Annotated in this window: 14 protein-coding genes; 6 read left to right on the plus strand and 8 right to left on the minus strand. The window is 61.6% G+C overall.

Annotation, left to right across the window (positions count from 1 at the left end; genetic code table 11):
• Positions 1-113 precede the first annotated feature (113 nt).
• Both SJY33_RS09780 and SJY33_RS09785 read left to right on the plus strand, forming a co-directional pair.
• A complete protein-coding gene (locus SJY33_RS09780) occupies positions 114-887 on the plus strand; it encodes a crotonase/enoyl-CoA hydratase family protein (protein WP_379922573.1) in 774 nt (257 codons plus the stop codon).
• A gap of 67 nt (positions 888-954) precedes the next feature.
• Positions 955-2118 carry an acyl-CoA dehydrogenase family protein gene (locus SJY33_RS09785; RefSeq protein ID WP_379922574.1) on the plus strand — a complete coding sequence of 388 codons (1164 nt, stop codon included), beginning with the start codon at positions 955-957 and terminating at the stop codon, positions 2116-2118.
• Between the two features lie 178 nt (positions 2119-2296).
• Here the strand turns inward: SJY33_RS09785 and SJY33_RS09790 are convergent, their stop codons facing one another.
• Together SJY33_RS09790 and SJY33_RS09795 are read right to left on the minus strand one after the other, a co-directional pair.
• Positions 2297-4855, minus strand: coding sequence for a TonB-dependent receptor (locus SJY33_RS09790; protein WP_379922576.1), 2559 nt, complete (start codon positions 4853-4855; stop codon positions 2297-2299).
• A gap of 205 nt (positions 4856-5060) precedes the next feature.
• Entirely contained in the window at positions 5061-7103 is a 2043-nt protein-coding gene (locus tag SJY33_RS09795; protein WP_379922577.1) for a TonB-dependent receptor, read from the minus strand.
• Between the two features lie 138 nt (positions 7104-7241).
• Here SJY33_RS09795 and SJY33_RS09800 point away from each other — a divergent pair, with 138 nt between their 5' ends.
• Genes SJY33_RS09800 through SJY33_RS09815 form a run of 4 tightly spaced genes read left to right on the plus strand, consistent with a single transcriptional unit; the run spans position 7242 to position 11519 of the window.
• Positions 7242-8750, plus strand: a complete 1509-nt coding sequence (locus tag SJY33_RS09800; protein WP_379922578.1) for a flavin-containing monooxygenase — start codon at positions 7242-7244, stop codon at positions 8748-8750.
• Positions 8751-8810: 60 nt separating this feature from the next.
• On the plus strand, positions 8811-9572 hold the full coding sequence (locus SJY33_RS09805) for a competence/damage-inducible protein A (RefSeq protein WP_379922579.1): 762 nt from the start codon (positions 8811-8813) through the stop codon (positions 9570-9572).
• A gap of 58 nt (positions 9573-9630) precedes the next feature.
• On the plus strand, positions 9631-10611 hold the full coding sequence (locus SJY33_RS09810; RefSeq protein WP_379922580.1) for a hypothetical protein: 981 nt from the start codon (positions 9631-9633) through the stop codon (positions 10609-10611).
• 8 nt (positions 10612-10619) lie between these two features.
• Positions 10620-11519 (plus strand): GNAT family N-acetyltransferase, encoded by a 900-nt coding sequence (locus tag SJY33_RS09815; protein ID WP_379922581.1) that lies wholly within the window; start codon positions 10620-10622, stop codon positions 11517-11519.
• Here SJY33_RS09815 and SJY33_RS09820 read toward each other — a convergent pair.
• The 6 genes from SJY33_RS09820 to SJY33_RS09845 form a co-directional block, all read right to left on the minus strand.
• Complete coding sequence (locus tag SJY33_RS09820) at positions 11478-11783, minus strand: hypothetical protein (RefSeq protein WP_379922582.1); 306 nt, start codon at positions 11781-11783, stop codon at positions 11478-11480. The genes SJY33_RS09815 and SJY33_RS09820 overlap by 42 nt on opposite strands.
• A gap of 280 nt (positions 11784-12063) precedes the next feature.
• Complete coding sequence (rplA, locus tag SJY33_RS09825; protein WP_379922583.1) at positions 12064-12756, minus strand: 50S ribosomal protein L1; 693 nt, start codon at positions 12754-12756, stop codon at positions 12064-12066.
• A 4-nt stretch (positions 12757-12760) separates the two neighbouring features.
• Positions 12761-13192 (minus strand): 50S ribosomal protein L11, encoded by a 432-nt coding sequence (gene rplK, locus SJY33_RS09830; protein WP_379922584.1) that lies wholly within the window; start codon positions 13190-13192, stop codon positions 12761-12763.
• Between the two features lie 521 nt (positions 13193-13713).
• The gene (locus tag SJY33_RS09835) at positions 13714-14433 is read right to left on the minus strand and encodes a spore coat biosynthesis protein F (protein ID WP_379922585.1); all 720 of its coding nucleotides are present in this window, start codon (positions 14431-14433) and stop codon (positions 13714-13716) included.
• A 373-nt stretch (positions 14434-14806) separates the two neighbouring features.
• Positions 14807-15628 (minus strand): alpha/beta hydrolase, encoded by an 822-nt coding sequence (locus SJY33_RS09840; protein ID WP_379922586.1) that lies wholly within the window; start codon positions 15626-15628, stop codon positions 14807-14809.
• 287 nt (positions 15629-15915) lie between these two features.
• Complete coding sequence (locus SJY33_RS09845; protein WP_379922587.1) at positions 15916-17031, minus strand: aldo/keto reductase; 1116 nt, start codon at positions 17029-17031, stop codon at positions 15916-15918.
• Positions 17032-17116 lie beyond the last annotated feature (85 nt).

The raw sequence follows: 17116 nt of genomic DNA on the forward strand, positions 1-17116 counted from the left end.
TCTCTTTTCCGTCATTCTGAAATTGCGGTTGACGGGTTGGTAAACCCACTGCACCACTCGCACAAGAATTGCGTTTCAAAATGCAATCACATTTTTGACAGGAGAGAGAAGCTGTGAGCGACACCACCGCACCCGACGTGTTGACTGAAGTGGAGGACGGCGTCCTCATCGTCACGATCAACCGCCCTGAAGCCAAGAACGCGATGACCAAGGCCGCTGCCGAAGGAATCGCCGCCGCGATGGAGCGGCTTGATTCTGACGACGATCTGCGCGTGGCGATCATCACCGGCGCAGGCGGCACGTTTTGTTCGGGCATGGATCTGAAAGGTTTCCTGCGCGGCGAAAGCCCGTCGGTCGAGGGCAAGGGATTCGGCGGCGTGGTGCAAGCCCCGCCTGCCAAGCCGCTGATCGCCGCGGTGGAAGGCTATGCGCTGGCTGGCGGGCTTGAACTGATGATCGCGTGTGACCTCGTGGTCGCGCACAAGGACGCCAAGTTCGGTATCCCCGAAGTGAAGCGCGGTCTTGTTGCCGCAGCGGGCGGCGTCATGATGCTGCCCGACCAGATCCCCGAACGCATCGCGCTGGAACTAGCGCTGACGGGTGAATTTATCGGGGCCGATCGTGCCTACAGCCTCGGCCTGATCAACGAAGTGACCGAAGGATCGGCGCTGGACGGGGCCAAGGCTTTGGCGGCCAAGATCGCAGCCAATGGCCCGCTCGCCGTAAAGGTATCCAAGCAGGTGATGAAGCAATCGCGCGGATGGGCGATGGAAGATCGCTACGCCAAACAGGGCGCGCTGATCGGTCCGGTGTTCGTCAGCCACGATGCGCGCGAAGGCGCAGCCGCTTTTGCCGAAAAGCGCAAACCCAACTGGACCGGCAAGTAAGAACGCGTTGGTGTGCGGTGCGAGGAGAGATGCACCGCACACCGGGGGATCACGAGGAGAGAGAACAATGCCTGTCATCGATGTGCCGCAGCCGGCCTTCATGGAAGAAGAAGAAATCGCCATCTTCGCCGACGCTGTCGGCAAGTTCTACGCGCAGCATGCGCCGCAGAAGCGGGTCGAAAAATGGCGCGAAGACGGGATGGTGGAACGCGAATTCTGGCGCGAGGCGGGCGCAGCCGGCCTGCTGGGTGTCTCGGTGCCGACCGAATTTGGCGGCCACGGCGGCGATTTCCGGCATGACATGGTAGTGATCGACCAGCAGGGCAAGCACGGCGTCGACGGCTTTGGCGCAAGCCTCCACAACACCATCATCCTGCCCTATCTGGTCCGCCACGGCACCGAGGAGCAGAAGCAGAAATACCTGCCGCGTCTCGTCGCCGGCGATCTCGTCAGCGCGATTGCAATGAGCGAGCCTGATGCCGGCTCCGACCTTCAGTCGATCAAAACCACGGCGCTGAAGGATGGCAACGGCTACCGTCTCAACGGGTCGAAGACCTGGATTTCCAACGGACAGCTGGCGGACTTCATCATCGTCGTCGCCAAGACCGATCCGGCCGAAGGCGCCAAGGGCATTTCGTTGCTCCTGCTCGAAACCGATGGCGCCGAAGGCTTCGCGCGCGGCAAAAAGCTCGACAAGATCGGGCTCGATGCGCAGGACACCAGTGAACTGTTCTTCGACAACGTGTTCATTCCGGCGGACAATCTGCTCGGCGGTGTCGAAGGACGCGGGTTCTACCAGTTGATGGGCGAACTGCCGCAGGAACGCCTGGTGATCGCGATGAACGCCATTTCGGGCATCGAAAAGGCACTCGATGTGACGGTCGAATATGTCAAGAACCGCAAGGCCTTCGGCAAGACGATCTGGGACTTTCAGAACACGCAGTTCGTGCTCGCCGATTTGAAGGCCCGCGGCACCGCGGCGCGGGTGTTCGTGAACGATTGCATCGCCAAACTGCTCGAAGGCAAGCTCGATGTCGCCACCGCCAGCATGGCGAAATACTGGGTGACCGAATTGCAGAGCGAAGTGGTCGACAAGTGCCTGCAATTCCACGGCGGCGCAGGCTATATCAACGATTATGCGATCGCCCGCATGTACCGCGACACCCGCATCGCCCGCATCTATGGTGGATCGAACGAGATCATGAAGATGCTGATTGCGCGTTCTATGTGAGCGTGCCCGCCTCCGCGGGCACGTCCTCGGCGCTGTTCAAGCCCTGCTGGCTTGAGCACCTGCGGGGCGGCCGCGTGGCCTTGCGGTCGCTATCGCGACCGTTCTGGTGCCACCACCAACAAAAAAGGCGGCCGGGTCATTCCGGGCCGCCTTCTTTTTCAGCCGAAGCCCCTGACGCTTAGAACTTGGCGCGCAGCGTCACGCCGTATTGGCGCGGCGGCAGCACGAAGGCAGAGCGTGAATTGTTTGCCCCGGTGCTGCGAAGCGTGGTGTTGAAGGTCACACCGCGCACCACTTCGTCGGTCAGGTTGTTCACCCAGCCTTCGATCGCGAAGTTTTGTTCCGGGCCAAACCGCAGGCCTGCGCGCAGGTTCACGAAGGCCTTGCCATCCTGAATGTCGGCGATGATGGGGTCCGATGCATCGACCGCAGCCTGAACTTGTGCCTGCGTCGATCCAGGCGCGACGGTGGGGATGATGATCGCCTGCGTCGAGGTGCGCTGATCGCCTTCGATCCTGACCTGACCCGACAGGAAGAGCTCCAGCGAATCGCTGATCGGCTGTTCCCAAAGCGCGCCGGCCAGCGCCACGATCTTGGGCGCGTTGGTCAGCGTATTGCCGCACAGCGCCACGACCTGAACCGATGTCTGCGTGCCGGCGCAATCATCAGGGTAGCTTGCTTCCAGGAAGGTCGCTGCCAAATTGAAGCTCAGATTGTTGCTGGGCCGGATGACGCTTTCAATTTCCACGCCGCGGGTTTCTGCGAGGGGCACGTTGAACGTGGCAAATGCCGTGCCTGTGAATTCAAGCACCTGGAAGTTGCTGAATTCTTCGTAGAAGGCCGCGACATTCAGCGTGACTGCGCCATCGGCCGTCCGCGCCTTTACCCCGATTTCATAGGCATCCACTTCTTCGGACAGGAAGGTGGGGTCAGCGCCCAGCACTGCTGCCGTGGTGTCGAGGTTGATGCCGCCCGCCTTGTAACCATGGGTGAAGCTGGCGTAGCTGTTCACGAACGGGCTGAATTCGTACCCAAGCTTGACGGTGTAGATCAGTTCTTCATCGTCGAAATCGGACTGGAAGGTCCGCGGCAACGGCAAGGCGGCCGCCTGCGGCAGGTTCACAGGGGCGGTAAAGCCGAAACACCCGACCCCGACAAAGGCCGGCACCAGCGCCGCATTGACCCCGGCAATCGTGCCCAGCGCCCCGATGGTTGCCGGACAGATCTGATTGTTCACCGCGGTCTGGCTGAAACCGCCGGACTTTTCTTCCCAAGAATAGCGCGCCCCAACCGTCAGTTCCAGACCGTCGATGATCTCCAGCGAATTGTGCGTGAAGACTGCGTAGCTCTTGGCATCCTGCTGGAAGCGATTGGTGCTGCTTGTGCCTGCCGGGTTGACCCCGGTGAAGGTCTGGAACGGGGTCGGCCCGGCCAGGGCACCAAGGAACGCCCCAAAGTTGCGATCATAATCAGCGCCGAGCGAGAAATTGATCGACTGGTCGATGGTTTCATCTGAATAGAACCCGCCGATCATGTAGTTGAGCTTGCCTTCAAGACCTTCGCCCTGAAGCCGCAGTTCGGCCGTCCAGTTCTCGATCTCCAGGTTCAGCGCATCGACATCGAAAATATCAAGAGCGGTGAAATCGGAATCATACTGTTCAAAACTTTCGTACTTGCGGTACGAACCGATGAAGATGAGATCGGCATTATCGGACAAGGGGAATTCAAGTTCGCCTGTCACGCCGTAATTTTCGATATCGGCGTTGGGCGCAAAGTTGGCCGAGACGACGCGATTGTCCATCGCTTGTTCGAATGTGGCCTGATCGTTGCGCGTCGTGGCCACAACAGGCTGCCCGTTGCCGCCATTTGCACCAAGCCCCACCGCAGCAAAGGCGCCGGCGGTAACCAGCGGTGACTGATACAGTTCAATCGCGCCGCAGCAGCTTGATGTGCTCTTCGAATAATCCGCGATAAGCCGGCCGCGCAGGCCGCTTTCGGTGTCCCAGCCAATCTGGCCGCGCACCAGCCACTGATCGACATCGTTGGTTTCACCGATCTTGGCGCCCGTCCGGTCGACCACATCAAGGAAACCGTCGCGTTCCCGGTATGCACCTGTCAGACGTATGGCGACCGTATCCTTGACGATCGGCACGTTGATCGCGCCTTGCAGGCTTTTTTCATCGAAATTGCCGTATTCAGCATTCACGAAGCCGCTGAATTCGGTGACATCGGGCCGGGCATTGGTCACGTTCAGCGCGCCTGCCGATGTGTTGCGGCCAAACAGCGTGCCCTGCGGACCGCGCAGCACTTCGACCCGTTCGACATCGACGAATTCACTCAACGCCACGCCGGGTCGCGCCTGATACGCGCCGTCGATGAAGATGCCGACCGCGCTTTCAAAGCCGATATTGTTCGACGTCGTCCCGATCCCGCGCACACGCAGCACCACCGAACCCGATGCAAGCTGCGCCTGACTGGCGGTGAAACTGGGGGCAAGCGCGGCGATCTGCTGGATGTTGACGACACGCTGCGCTTCAAGTTGCTGGGGCGAAATCGCCGTCACTGCCAACGGAATATCCTGCACGTCCTGCGCGCGGCGCGTCGCAGTCACGATGATGACGCTGTCATCCCGAACCGTGGGCTGCGTATCGACGTCGTCATCCTGGGCAAAGGCGGGTGTTGTCAGCGCGCTGCAGGCCAACAGGCCGCAGGCGAAATGTGCGAACTTGCGCGTCATGGCTTTCCTCTCTCCACATCGCCCGCCGGTCTTGATGCCGGTCTTGGGCTTGTGAAAGGAACCTATCAGCACCACGCGACCTAACAAGAGACGCGTGAAACTAATGGCGGACAGTAGCAAAAATGCCACATCTTGTGCTGCGGCGCAGCATGTCATCACCCCGCATCCATACAGCGCAATTATATTTCAAGGTTTGTATTTGCAGTCAGAACCCGTGGCGTAGTCCGATCCACAAGGTGCGCGGCACGCCGAGGTCGATGGACCCGCCCTGATTGCGGGTGACGATCGCCTCGTCAGTCAGGTTTTCGCCGCGCAGGATCAGCGACAGGTTACCGGCTAGCGGGGCTGCAACAAAGGCGTCGATCGTGGTTGCAGGGGCAAGGCGGTCAGTCTCCCGGTCATCCTCGAACTGGACAGACACATGGCGCACGGTCCCCGCCACGTTCCAACCTGTGGCAGGTTGCCAACCCAGCGTCAGCGTAGCGGCCCATTCAGGGGTTTGCGACGGCCGGTTCCCATCGAGATCGGCGGACGCGCCCTCGCCGCGCACTTGCGCATCGGTCCAGGCCAGCGCGCCATTAATGCTGACAGCACCGAACCGCGCCAGCACATTGGCTTCGATCCCGCGCGCCTTTATGGCAGACAGGTTCTCCCGGCGGCGCAGATTGGGCGCCTGGGTGACATTGGCGATGGCGTTTTCGACTTTATTGTCAAAGGCCGTGGCCGATACCACCAGCGCATTGACCGGTTGCCAGTCAAACCCGATCTCGAACCCTTCAAGCCGCTCGTTTTCAAGCGCGGCATTGGCCTGTGTCACCACCGGGAAGACCACGAAGGGACGATAGAGTTCGTTAAGGGTGGGGAGGCGCAGACCCGTATAGGCGGCGGCGCGCAAATCAAGGCGCCGGGTTGCATTGAACGCGGCCCCGGCGCGCCAGTTCAGCGACCAGTCGCTGCGGTCATCGGCGGACACCGTGCTCACCGCGACACCGTTCGCATCGACCGCGCGGTAAAAGCCGCCAGTGATGTTGCTGCGGTCAGCGCGCAAACCGCCGTTGATCAGCAATGGGCCAATCTGCCAGTCATCTTCGATGAAGATGCCCAGATTGCCGGTCGCCCCCCCTGCGCGGCGACGTTCGGTGATCGCCCCGGTGACGGTGTTCAACGCGTCTTCCTGCAACTCCCCGTCGGCGCGGCGATAATCGGCGCCAATACGGATATCGTGCCCTTCCAGAACCGGCGGGCGCAGCTCGAACTTGCCGCCGATCCCTGTCGACGGGGTGCGGCGCTGGTCGAGCGTGGGGGTGAACCGGGTCGACGAGATCACGACGTTGGAAAAATCGCGGGTCTGGACATAGGCGAGCGCATCGAAAGCCCAGGCCCCGCGCCCGACGAAGCGCACCGACGCATCTTCGCCCGTGCTGGTGGAATCAGCTCCTTCAAAGCGCAGCGTGCGGGCATCGCGAAAGACGCCGACGCGCGCCTGCATCTCTACTTCGTCGGTCAGGGGCGCGGCGGCGCGCAGCGCGGCGTTCCAGCTATCGAAGGCGGCGCGTGCCGTGGCGGGGACGCGCTGATCGTCAGGTGTGGTAAAGAACCCCTGCCCCCGGTCCCAGCGCCCGCTCGCGGTGGCAAAACCGCGGCCCAGCCGCTGTGTCAGCACGCCCGAAAGCTCGGTTTCGCCCCGATTGTTGATCGCGGCGCTGCCCAGCACCGGCGCTGCGGTGCCCGGCCCCGCGCTCTCCAGCTCGATCGTGCCTGCCAGCGCGCCTGCTCCGAACGGTCCCGACCCACCCCCACGCGTCACCCGAACCTGCCCCAGCGTCTCGGGCGCAATCGCCGAAAGCGGAATGTAGCCAAAGAACGGATCGGCGAGCGGCACCCCGTCAAGCAGCATCAGAGCGCGGCTGGTCGCATTGCCGCCGAGCGCGCGCAGCGTCACGCCCTGAGCGCTGGGGTTGGACGAGCGGCTATCGGACCGGCGAAACTGCTGAAACCCTGCCACACCGCGCAGCACGTCTTCGATCCGGCCAGAAGGACTGGCGACAATTACATCGCGTTCAAGCGTGGTGGTGGCGTAAATCCCTGTCGAGAGCGCGGCATCAAGCCCGCGTCCGGTGACGATGATGTCTTCACCCACATCCTCTGGCTCGGTCGCAGGCTGATCCTGCGCGGAAAGCGATGCTGCAACGGGCAGCAACATAGGCAGCGGCAGCAGACAGGCGGCAAAGCGGGTGCAAAGGATCATGCCAGCGCCTCTAACCGTTCGAACAGCGCACGTCACCCCGACAGCATCGCGGCAAAACTCAGTTGCACTTTGCCATTCAAGACTCGCTTTTGTCGGGTACGTGTGATTACATCGCACGCTTGAGGGAGAGAGAGACCCATGCTTGCCACACCGCCAGATTTCGACGTGCTGATCGTGGGTGCCGGCATTTCCGGCATCGGGATGGCCGCGCACATGGGAATGAAAGCCCCGCACCATTCCTATTGCATCGTCGAACGCCGCGACAATCTGGGCGGGACGTGGGACCTGTTCCGCTATCCCGGCATCCGTTCGGACAGCGACATGCACACGCTGGGCTTCGATTTCGAACCCTGGACCCACGAAAAGAGCATCGCGGACGCGCCTGCGATCCTCGATTACCTCGACCGGATCGTCGATGAACGCGGCATCCGCCAGCACATCCGCTTCGGCCACAAGGTCGTTAGCGCGGATTTCCACCATGATGACGCACGCTGGCATGTCGAACTGGAAAAGGCCGACGGCACGCGCACCCACATGACCGCCAATTTCGTCTATCTGGGCGCCGGCTATTACGATTACGACGAGCCTTACGATCCCGGCTTCGACTTTGGCGAATTTGAAGGGGAGGTGCTCCACCCGCAGTTCTGGCCCGACGATCTTGATTACGCGGGAAAGCGCGTGGTGGTGATCGGATCGGGGGCGACCGCGGTGACGATCGTGCCGTCGATGGCGCGCGAAGCGGCGCATGTGACGATGCTTCAGCGCACGCCGACCTGGATGTTCTCGCGCCCGGCCAAGGATGCCTTTGCCAATTTCCTGCGCAAGATCCTGCCCGAAAAGCTCGCCTACCGGCTGACGCGGTTCAAAAACATCAAGATGCAGGACTTCAGCTTCAAACTGGCGCGCGACAACCCGCAAAAGGTGAAGGACGCGCTTTACAAGAAGATCGAAGAGGCGCTGGGCCCGGATTATGACAAGGCGACCTTCACCCCGCCCTATAATCCGTGGGAACAGCGGCTGTGCCTTGTGCCCGATCAGGATCTTTTCACCGCGATGAAGGCAGGCCGGGCCGATGTTGTCACCGGTCAGATCGCCCGGTTCGAAAAGGGCGGCGTGACGCTGACCGACGGGCAGTTCATCCCGGCCGATATCGTCGTCACCGCCACGGGCCTCAAGCTCGCGGTCGCAGGCAAGATCGACGTCCGCGTCGATGGCGCGCCGGTGAAGTTCAACCAGCGGTTCTATTACAAGGGCTGCATGTTCTCGAACCTGCCCAACCTTGCGGTCGTTTTCGGCTACCTCAACGCCAGCTGGACGCTGCGGGCTGACATCAATTCGGACTATGTCTGCCGCGTGCTTGAACATATGCGCAAGTCCGGCAGCACCATCGCAACCCCGGTGCTGACTGCGCAGGGCGAGGCCGCGATCACCGAAGATGACGTGTTCGATTTCTCGTCAGGATATATCCAGCGCGGCAAGCACATCATGCCGCGCAATTCGATCAGTTACCCCTGGCGGCTCAATCAGGAATATGTGGTCGATCGCAAACGGATGAAGGATGATCCCCTGGCAGACGGGATACTGACCTTCTCCCGCGCCGGTGCCAATGCGCAACGCGGCGAAGACCAGCTGGAAGCTGCGGAATAAGGCATGGCGGCAGGCCACTATCCTCTTCCGATTACGCCCGCCTTCGCCTAATCCTTGCGCATGACCGCTTCGCAAAAGATCTGGACCGCCGGACTTATCGTCATTGGCGATGAAATCCTTTCCGGCCGCACGCAGGACAAGAACATCGCGCAGGTCGCCAGCTGGCTTCAGGTGCAGGGCATCCGCCTGTCCGAAGTTCGCGTAGTCCCCGATGTCGAGACACGGATTGTCGAAGCGGTGAACGCGCTGGGCGCTGCTTACGATTATCTTTTCACCACCGGGGGCATTGGCCCCACGCATGATGACATCACGGTTGACGCTGTGGCCGCCGCGCTTGGCGTCCCCGTGGTCATTCACCCCGAAGCGCGGGCGCTGCTGGAACGCTATTATGAAAGCCGCGGCGGGCTGAACGAAGGCCGCTTGCGGATGGCGCGTGTGCCCGAAGGTTCGGAACTGATCCCCAACCGCATGTCGGGCGCACCCGGTATCCGCCGCGGCAACCTGTTCCTGATGGCGGGCGTGCCGCACATCACCGCCGGGATGCTCGACGCGCTCACCGGCGAGCTTGAAGGCGGCGCGCCGCTGCTCACTGAAACGCTAGGCTGCTGGGTCGCAGAAAGTGAAGTGGCCGACCTGCTGCGCCAGAGCGAAGCTGCGCATCCCACCTGCCAGATCGGTTCCTATCCCTTTTTCCGCGAAGGCCGGGTGGGCGCCAACTTCGTGGTGCGATCGGTCAGCGCAGACGATCTGCAAGCTTGCTGCGCCAGCCTGACGGACATGCTCGTAACGCAGGGCCATAGCGTCACACCCGGCGGCATCTGACGCACCGGGCGCAAGATCAAGGGGCTCTTAACCCTTTGCCAGTAGACCGATATGCGCAATGACGCGTGTGTTCATCACGATTGATACCGAGTATAGCTCTGGTCTGTATTCCGGCTCCGGTGTTGCGGACCGAGCCGACAATTTTGCTCGCTCGATTGCATGCATTACGCCCGAAGGCCCGGTGGGCATCGCGCACAAGCTCGATCTGCTCAAACAGTACGGTCAGAAGGCGGTGTTTTTCGTCGATCCCATGCCCGCGATGATCTGGGGGGTCGCAGCGATCGAAGACATTGTTGGCCCCATCATCGCTGCCGGACAGGATGTGCAGCTTCACTGTCATACTGAATGGCTCGCGCTGGCCGGTGCGGCGAGCCCGCTGGGGTCTGGCGCGACAGGCACCAATCTTGCCGACTTTTCGTTTGAAGATCAGTGCGCTGTTCTGGATTTTGCCCGTTCGACCCTGATCGCCGCTGGTGCGCCACCGCCGGTGGCCTTCCGCGCTGGCAATTACGGCGCCAATGACGATACCCTGCGCGCGCTTGCCGCGATTGGAATCGCCTATGACAGCAGCCACTGCCCTGCGCTTGTCGGGAAAGGGGCCTGCCGCATCGCGCTGGGTGAAGACGTGCGCGATCCGGTGGGACATATGGGCGTACTGGAAGTTCCGGTCGGCGCGATCGGCGCCATGGGGGGCGGTTTGCGGCATGCCCAGATCACGGCGCTCACACTCAGCGAGATGCTCGGCGCGATCCGTCACGCGCGCGACGGCGGGCGAGGCAGCTTCACCCTGGTCAGCCATTCGTTCGAGCTGTTCAACCGGCGCACCATGGCCGCCAATCACATCGTGCGGCGCCGGTTTGCCGGTCTGCTGCGACATCTGTCGACGATGCGCGGGGTCACGTCGGCCACCTATGCCGACATGCCGCCCGCCTTGCGTCTGACCGGGACGGGGCAGCAACCGCTTCCCGCCAGCGCGGTGCGCACAGGCATGCGCATGGCCGAACAGCTGGTGTCGAACGCGCTGTACGGCGCGATCTAGCGGGTTTGATGGCACGCGCCGGGATCGATTTCACGCTGGGTTCGCGCCGGCTGTTCAGCGTGCCGCGCGCCCTTTCGACGTGGTCCTTCACTCTGGAGGATGTACTGACCGCCCGCCTGCCGCATCCGCCCCTCAGCGGCGCCGATGGCGTGCGTATCCTGTCCGCGCCCACCGCTTCCTTGCCGCAGGTGGCGGCGCACTACCACGGGTTCATTGCCGGAGGGCGGCAAGATTACCACCGCCACTACATCGACATGGCCAGCGGTTTTGACGGGTATCTGGCGCGGTTTTCGGGCAAGACCCGCTCCACCCTGAAGCGCAAGGCCCGCAAGCTTTCGGAGGCCGCGGGCGGGTACACTGTCACCGCGTATCGCACCCCCGAAGAGATCGCGACCTTCCTTGCTGCCGCGTTGCCGCTGTCCGCATTGACCTATCAGGCGCGCCTGCTGGGGGCCGGGCTTCCCGATGATCCAGCAGCCCGGCGGGCGATGCGGGAATTGGCACAGGCCGACCGGATCCGCGCCTTTGTCCTCCACGCCGACGGCAAGCCGGTGGCCTACCTTGCGTTACCGGTGACAGGCGACACCTTGGTCTATGCCCATCTGGGGTACGACCCCGATTGGGCCCGGCTTTCGGTAGGCACCGTTCTGCAGATGGAGGCGCTGGAGGTTCTGTTTGCCGAAGCGCGCTTCCGCTGGTTCGACTTCACCGAGGGTGACGGGGCGCACAAGGCCCTGTTTGGCACCCACGCCGCGACCTGTTCCAGCCTTGTCCTTCTGAAGCCCACCTTCCCCAACCGCGCCGTACTGGGCGCCCGGGCCGGTTTCGATGCGGGCGTGAAGGGCGCGCGAACGCTGGCGCAGCGATCAGGGGCGCTGGAACGGATCCGCGCCTTGCTCAAGACCTGACCGCGCCGCAGCATTGCGGCGGTTGCTTTCGCGCGCGCGCACCTGCGCCACCAGAGCGGTGCGTCCCGACGATGCGCCGCTGAGCGAGCCGTAGCGCACCGCAAGATACATCCACATCGCCCCCGTCACGCCCAACAGCGAACCGGCCGCCATACCCAGGCGCCAGTCATAACTCATCAGCATGGCAAATGTCGCGAGTGCGACGCCGGCGACCAGCCATTTGGGCGAAAACCGCCCGGCGATCCGTTCTGGAGGAACGGGCATATTCTGACCTCTTTCATGAAGCACGGCCCCAAAGGACACAGCGGAACCGCGCCATCGCAAGATGGGAGCAGCGGCGACAAACACAAGGGGCCCGACCCCGCCCCCTACGCAAACGAAAGGGCCGGAAGCGTGATGCTTCCGGCCCCTTCTGTTACGCCTGAGCAGCGCTGTAGGAAACCAATCTCGATCCTGCATGGATCGCAAGGCCGACCGGCCGTCGCGCCCATTGGCGCGGTAGCCAGGGGCCGGATGGCCCCGCCGGCGCTTGAGGCCCTAGAACTTACGCGCCTTCGACTTCCGACAGGTCAACCTTGAGGCCCGGGCCCATGCTCGAGGTCATGGTGACCTTGCGCACATACTTGCCCTTGGCGCCCGAAGGCTTGGACTTCACAACCGCTTCGGTCAGCGCCTTGAAGTTCGCCTTCAACGCATCGTCCGAGAAGCTGAGCTTGCCGATGCCGGAGTGGATGATACCCTGCTTTTCGACGCGGTATTCGACCTGGCCGCCCTTTGCATCCTTCACCGCCTGCGCGACATTGGGGGTCACGGTGCCCAGCTTCGGGTTCGGCATCAGGCCCTTGGGGCCGAGCGTCTTGCCGAGGCGGCCCACCACGGCCATCATGTCGGGCGAGGCGATCACGCGGTCGTAATCGAGGTTGCCGGCCAGCATGTCTTCCATCAGGTCTTCAGCGCCGACCTTGTCAGCGCCTGCAGCCAGCGCCTTTTCGGCGTTGTCGCCGCGTGCGAACACGGCAACCTTGACGTCCTTGCCGGTGCCCGAAGGCAGCGACACCATGCCGCGCACCATCTGGTCAGCGTGACGCGGATCGACGCCGAGGTTCATCGCCACTTCGACGGTTTCGTCGAACTTGGTCTTGAACTGACGCAGCACGCCCAGTGCTTCATCAACGCTGTAAAGCTTTTCGCGGTCGAGCGAAGCCAGTTCCTTGGCCTTCTTGGTGATCTTGGTCATGTGCTTAGCCCTCCACCACTTCGAGACCCATCGAACGGGCGCTGCCTTCGATGATCTTCATGGCCTGATCAATGTCGTTTGCGTTCAGATCGGCCATCTTGGCTTCGGCGATTTCCTTGATCTGCGACTGCTTGATGGTGCCTGCCGAAATCTTGCTGGGCTCCTTGGAACCCGACTTCAGACCTGCGGCCTTCTTGAGGAAGTACGACGCGGGCGGGGTCTTGGTGATGAAGGTGAACGAACGATCGCCGTAGACCGTGATCACGGTCGGGATAGGCATGCCCTTTTCCATTTCCTGCGTCGAAGCGTTGAACGCCTTGCAGAATTCCATGATGTTCACGCCGCGCTGACCCAGCGCCGGACCGATCGGCGGCGAGGGCGTTGCAGAGCCGGCGGGCACCTGCAGCTTGATATAGCCTTCAATTTTCTTGGCCATGGGGCCTTACTCCTGTCGCACTGTTGCCGCGCTGTTTCCAGCGCAGGCTCATGTTAAGCGGTCCAGCGTCAATGCTGCGTGCAATTGCAGAGACTCCCGCACGGAATCGCATCGCCCGAGGGCAAGCGAAGCGGGGCGCATAGCGGTTTTGCCGCAGAACGCAACCCTGTGCCGCCCGCCGACGCCCCGCCCGCCGTTCAGGTTCGCCGCTGTTGGAGACACATGAGACACTGTCCAGAACAGGAAAACAGCCCCCCGGACTTCTGCGCGCCATCAGCAGGCATGATGCGCGGCCAAGGGGACGATTGCGACGGGCCGTGCGCCGCATTCTGGCTGGTGCGCATGGTGTAGGAAAGGCTGGCGGTGCGCCGCGTTCCGATGGGCGACAGCGGTTAAGGAAGGGCTGCTTTTCCCACGACCACCGCCAAAAGCTGCCGTTCAGGAACCGACCCCAAAGCCGCCCTGAAGGTAAGCCCGACGACAATTCTGATATTCACCGGCAGTGGGACAAGTTACCTAGGTCACGCGGAGGCGACTTTGCCCTGTTCCAGGGCGTCCTGCGTCAGGATATCCTCCACCATCTTGAGTGAGTTCAAATCGTCGACGTCGATTGCAAGTCGCCCGTCCGCAAGGATGATAGGTACGACTTTGACCTTCAAGCGGCGCGAAACACTGGCGAACATCGCGCGAAGGCTGAGTAGCCGGGTTGCGAACAGAATGGCATTGAGAAGCCCAAACGCCTTCAGTATCCGGCCCTTGGTTTTCAAGAATTGCCCTCCCGTCGAAAAAGGCTGAGCAGCAAGCAATGCCGAACGGTCGCGCAACCAGAAGAGGTTGCAGTTCGAGAACGCTCCGTCTCTGAACTCGTAGTATCGGCCCTTGCCAGCCGGATGAGCCGCAAGGATGGCTTCGCGGCGAGCCAACACCACGACGGCGTCGACTTTGCTGAAACCAGACCCATTGACGCTGTGAACGGCGTCTTCAGACAGCAGCACATTGTCTGCGGTGGTGATCAGCAGAGGGAACTGCGCGACCTTGGCGGCAGCGAGCACGCTTTCCAGCAGCGTCCGGCTCGCAGGCATCAGTTTCAATTGTCCGGAGGCGCGGAGAGCATCAAGCGTCGGCTCGTGATCGAGAACGTCCTCCTGCTCGATCGACACAATCACATCTGCTTCGGGGAGAGCACGTGCCACGGTTTCGGCGACATATGCAATGGCTGCACGACCAAGCACCGGCGTCATGCACTTATGCGAGATCCCAAGCGCCTCTGCCAGAGGATCCGAGCGATCTGGCCTTCGACCAGCAAGGATCAGCACGGTTCTGGTGTTCATTCAGCTCCCCCCAAACTCTCACCCACATGCATCGCTTGATAATATAAGCGTCGATCTTCAATGCAATGTGGTTATGAATTCAGCTTTCAACTCTCGCGCATGGAAAAGCCCTCTACGTCGCCCATACACGTGACAAAAGCCGACATTCGTCAATCCACCCATCATCAGTCATTACCGACCACCCAGCGCGTTCCCGATAGCAGACAGGCAGCTAAGGCAGGATTTTTGCCAAAAGCTGCCTTTCGGCAAACGACCCCATTGCGGACGTTCCTCAACGCCGGATTTAACGACGTTCAATAGCAATGCGTCCTTCACCGTCGCTAGAGGTAAGACTCGTCTTCGCCGCTTCGTTATTGAAGGCGTATGCGGAAAGAAAACGGCCGGACCACTCGACGATTGCTTCCGCTGGCGTCCCTTCAGCAAGGGCAGCCAGATTGTGTCCGCCACCCTCGACAACGACAAGGTATTTGTCGCCTTTGATACTGCGGTCAAAGGCCAAACGATGCGCTTCCCAAGTCGGCATGGAGGTCCCTGTCGCATCCTTCGTTCCGGTCACCATCATGAACGGAAGATCGAGAGTCTCGTAGGCAGATTCGGGAACCAGCATGGGAATTATCCCCGGTGAGGAGAAAGCTAGGATGGCGACTGGTCGTGGCCCCTCAATCGGACCGAATGCCCATTTCCCTTCGCCTTGGGTCGTCGCCACGAAGGATCCGAAGCTGTGTCCGGCAAGCACGACAGGACGGCCCCGTTTTGAAGCTGCATTCCGAAGTTCCATCAGGGTCCGCATTCGCTGTCCGATGATTGCTTGACTGCGCGGAAAGCCTTCAGGAGGAAGCGCCTGGTGTCGGGGGTGGACTTCGCTGTCCAGATTGAGCGGCGCCTCCACCGTGAAACCCAGCTTGGTCCAACCATCGAACAATCGATCGTACAGGGCTGGTTCGGCGCCCCATCCGTGCCCGAAAAGGATGGCGCCTTTCGGCTCACCTTCGGCCTCCCACACGGATATGACCTCGTTATTGTCGTCCACAGAGAGTTCGTAAGTTCGATCTTGAGCCGATAACGGCGTCGTCAATGTCATCGCCGCGATGAAGAACGCTATCAAGATTCTCATTTTAATTTGCCCGCAATCAGGAGTGTAGGATCCTGACTGTTTGCGGATTTAGATTGTAAGGGTCAAATTGAATGAGCGGAGGGTTCGTAACTCCAGCCCGCAATGGCAGCTAGCCACCCAACCTCGGTCGTACTGACGATCCATGGACGTTCCTGAAAGCGGTCGTTAAGGCAGATCACGTCGAAGGTCCGAAACTGGGCCGATAGCGGACTACCGGCTTGCGCTCCTCCATCGGGCCAAAGCGGACTGTCGGCGTCCGCTTCCAAGTGCTGTCATACTCAAGTTTCGGCGGGTCGTGCGATCACGTCGGCTCCCCCGAACACTATTTTGTTGCGCGCCGCCGGATGGAACAATCCGTACAGGAATTTGCCACCTTCACCACTTGCGGAATCGAGAGCGGCTTTCGCTTCCGAAGGCAAGGTCAGACCCAACGCACCAACATTGTCGGTCACCTGATCCGCGCGGCTTACTCCCATCAACGTGGATGCGACGCAGGGACGTCCGGCCACCCAGGCGAGCGCCACACGGGCAGGGGTCTCGCCTATGTCCGCAGCCACCTTTTTCAGTACGTCCACGATGCGCCAGTTGCGATCGGTGAACAGTTGGTCGCCAAAAGGATTGTCGCCATCGAGACGCTTGTCATCATCCGGCCTGTCACCGGCGTCTCCTCCGCTGTTGGGTACGCCTCCCGACCGAGATGGCCCTGCCTCGACCGTCGCGCGATCATACTTGCCGGTGAGCAGGCCGTAGGCAAGCGGGCTCCATGGCACGAGGCCCATGCCGAATTCCCGCGCCAAGGGCACATGCTCGTCCTCGACCCCGCGCTCGACTAGCGAATAGAAATATTGCAGCCCGATAGGCGCAGGCAGGCCATGCACGCGCGCCAGTGTTGCAAGCTGCGCCACGAACCAGGCTGGGCTGTTCGACAGACCCCAATAGCGAACCTTGCCCCTGGCAACGAGGCCGCTCATCGTTTGCAGCAGTTCCAGAGCCGGGGTGATCCCATCCCAAATGTGGATCCAGTAGAGATCGATATAATCGGTCTGCATTCGCTTGAGTGAGCGATCCACCGCAGCTTCGATATGACGCCGTCCCTGACCACCTTCATGAGGGCCGTTGCCGGTGTTGAATCCGGATTTGGTCGCCAGGACCATCTGCTCGCGCAGCGCAGCTTCGGCGACGAATTTGCCGACCATCTCCTCCGACGCGCCACCGGAGTACACATCGGCGGTATCGACGAAATTGCCGCCCAGTTCGACATAGCGATCGAAGACGGACCTGCTGGCCGCCTCGTCCATGCCCCAACGCGGGGTGCCGAAGGTCATGGTGCCGAGCGCGAGGGGGCTGACGAGCAGGCCGGACGATCCGAGTGGGCGAAGGGTAGCGAGGTTCATGCATGGTCTCCAAGAATGTCTTGGGAAAGATGTGGAGCGCGGGACATGAATTGATTAGGGCGTAAAAGCAGAATGGGTTGCTGAA

It is taken from the genome of Erythrobacter sp. R86502, assembly GCF_042466465.1.
Lineage (GTDB): Bacteria > Pseudomonadota > Alphaproteobacteria > Sphingomonadales > Sphingomonadaceae > Erythrobacter.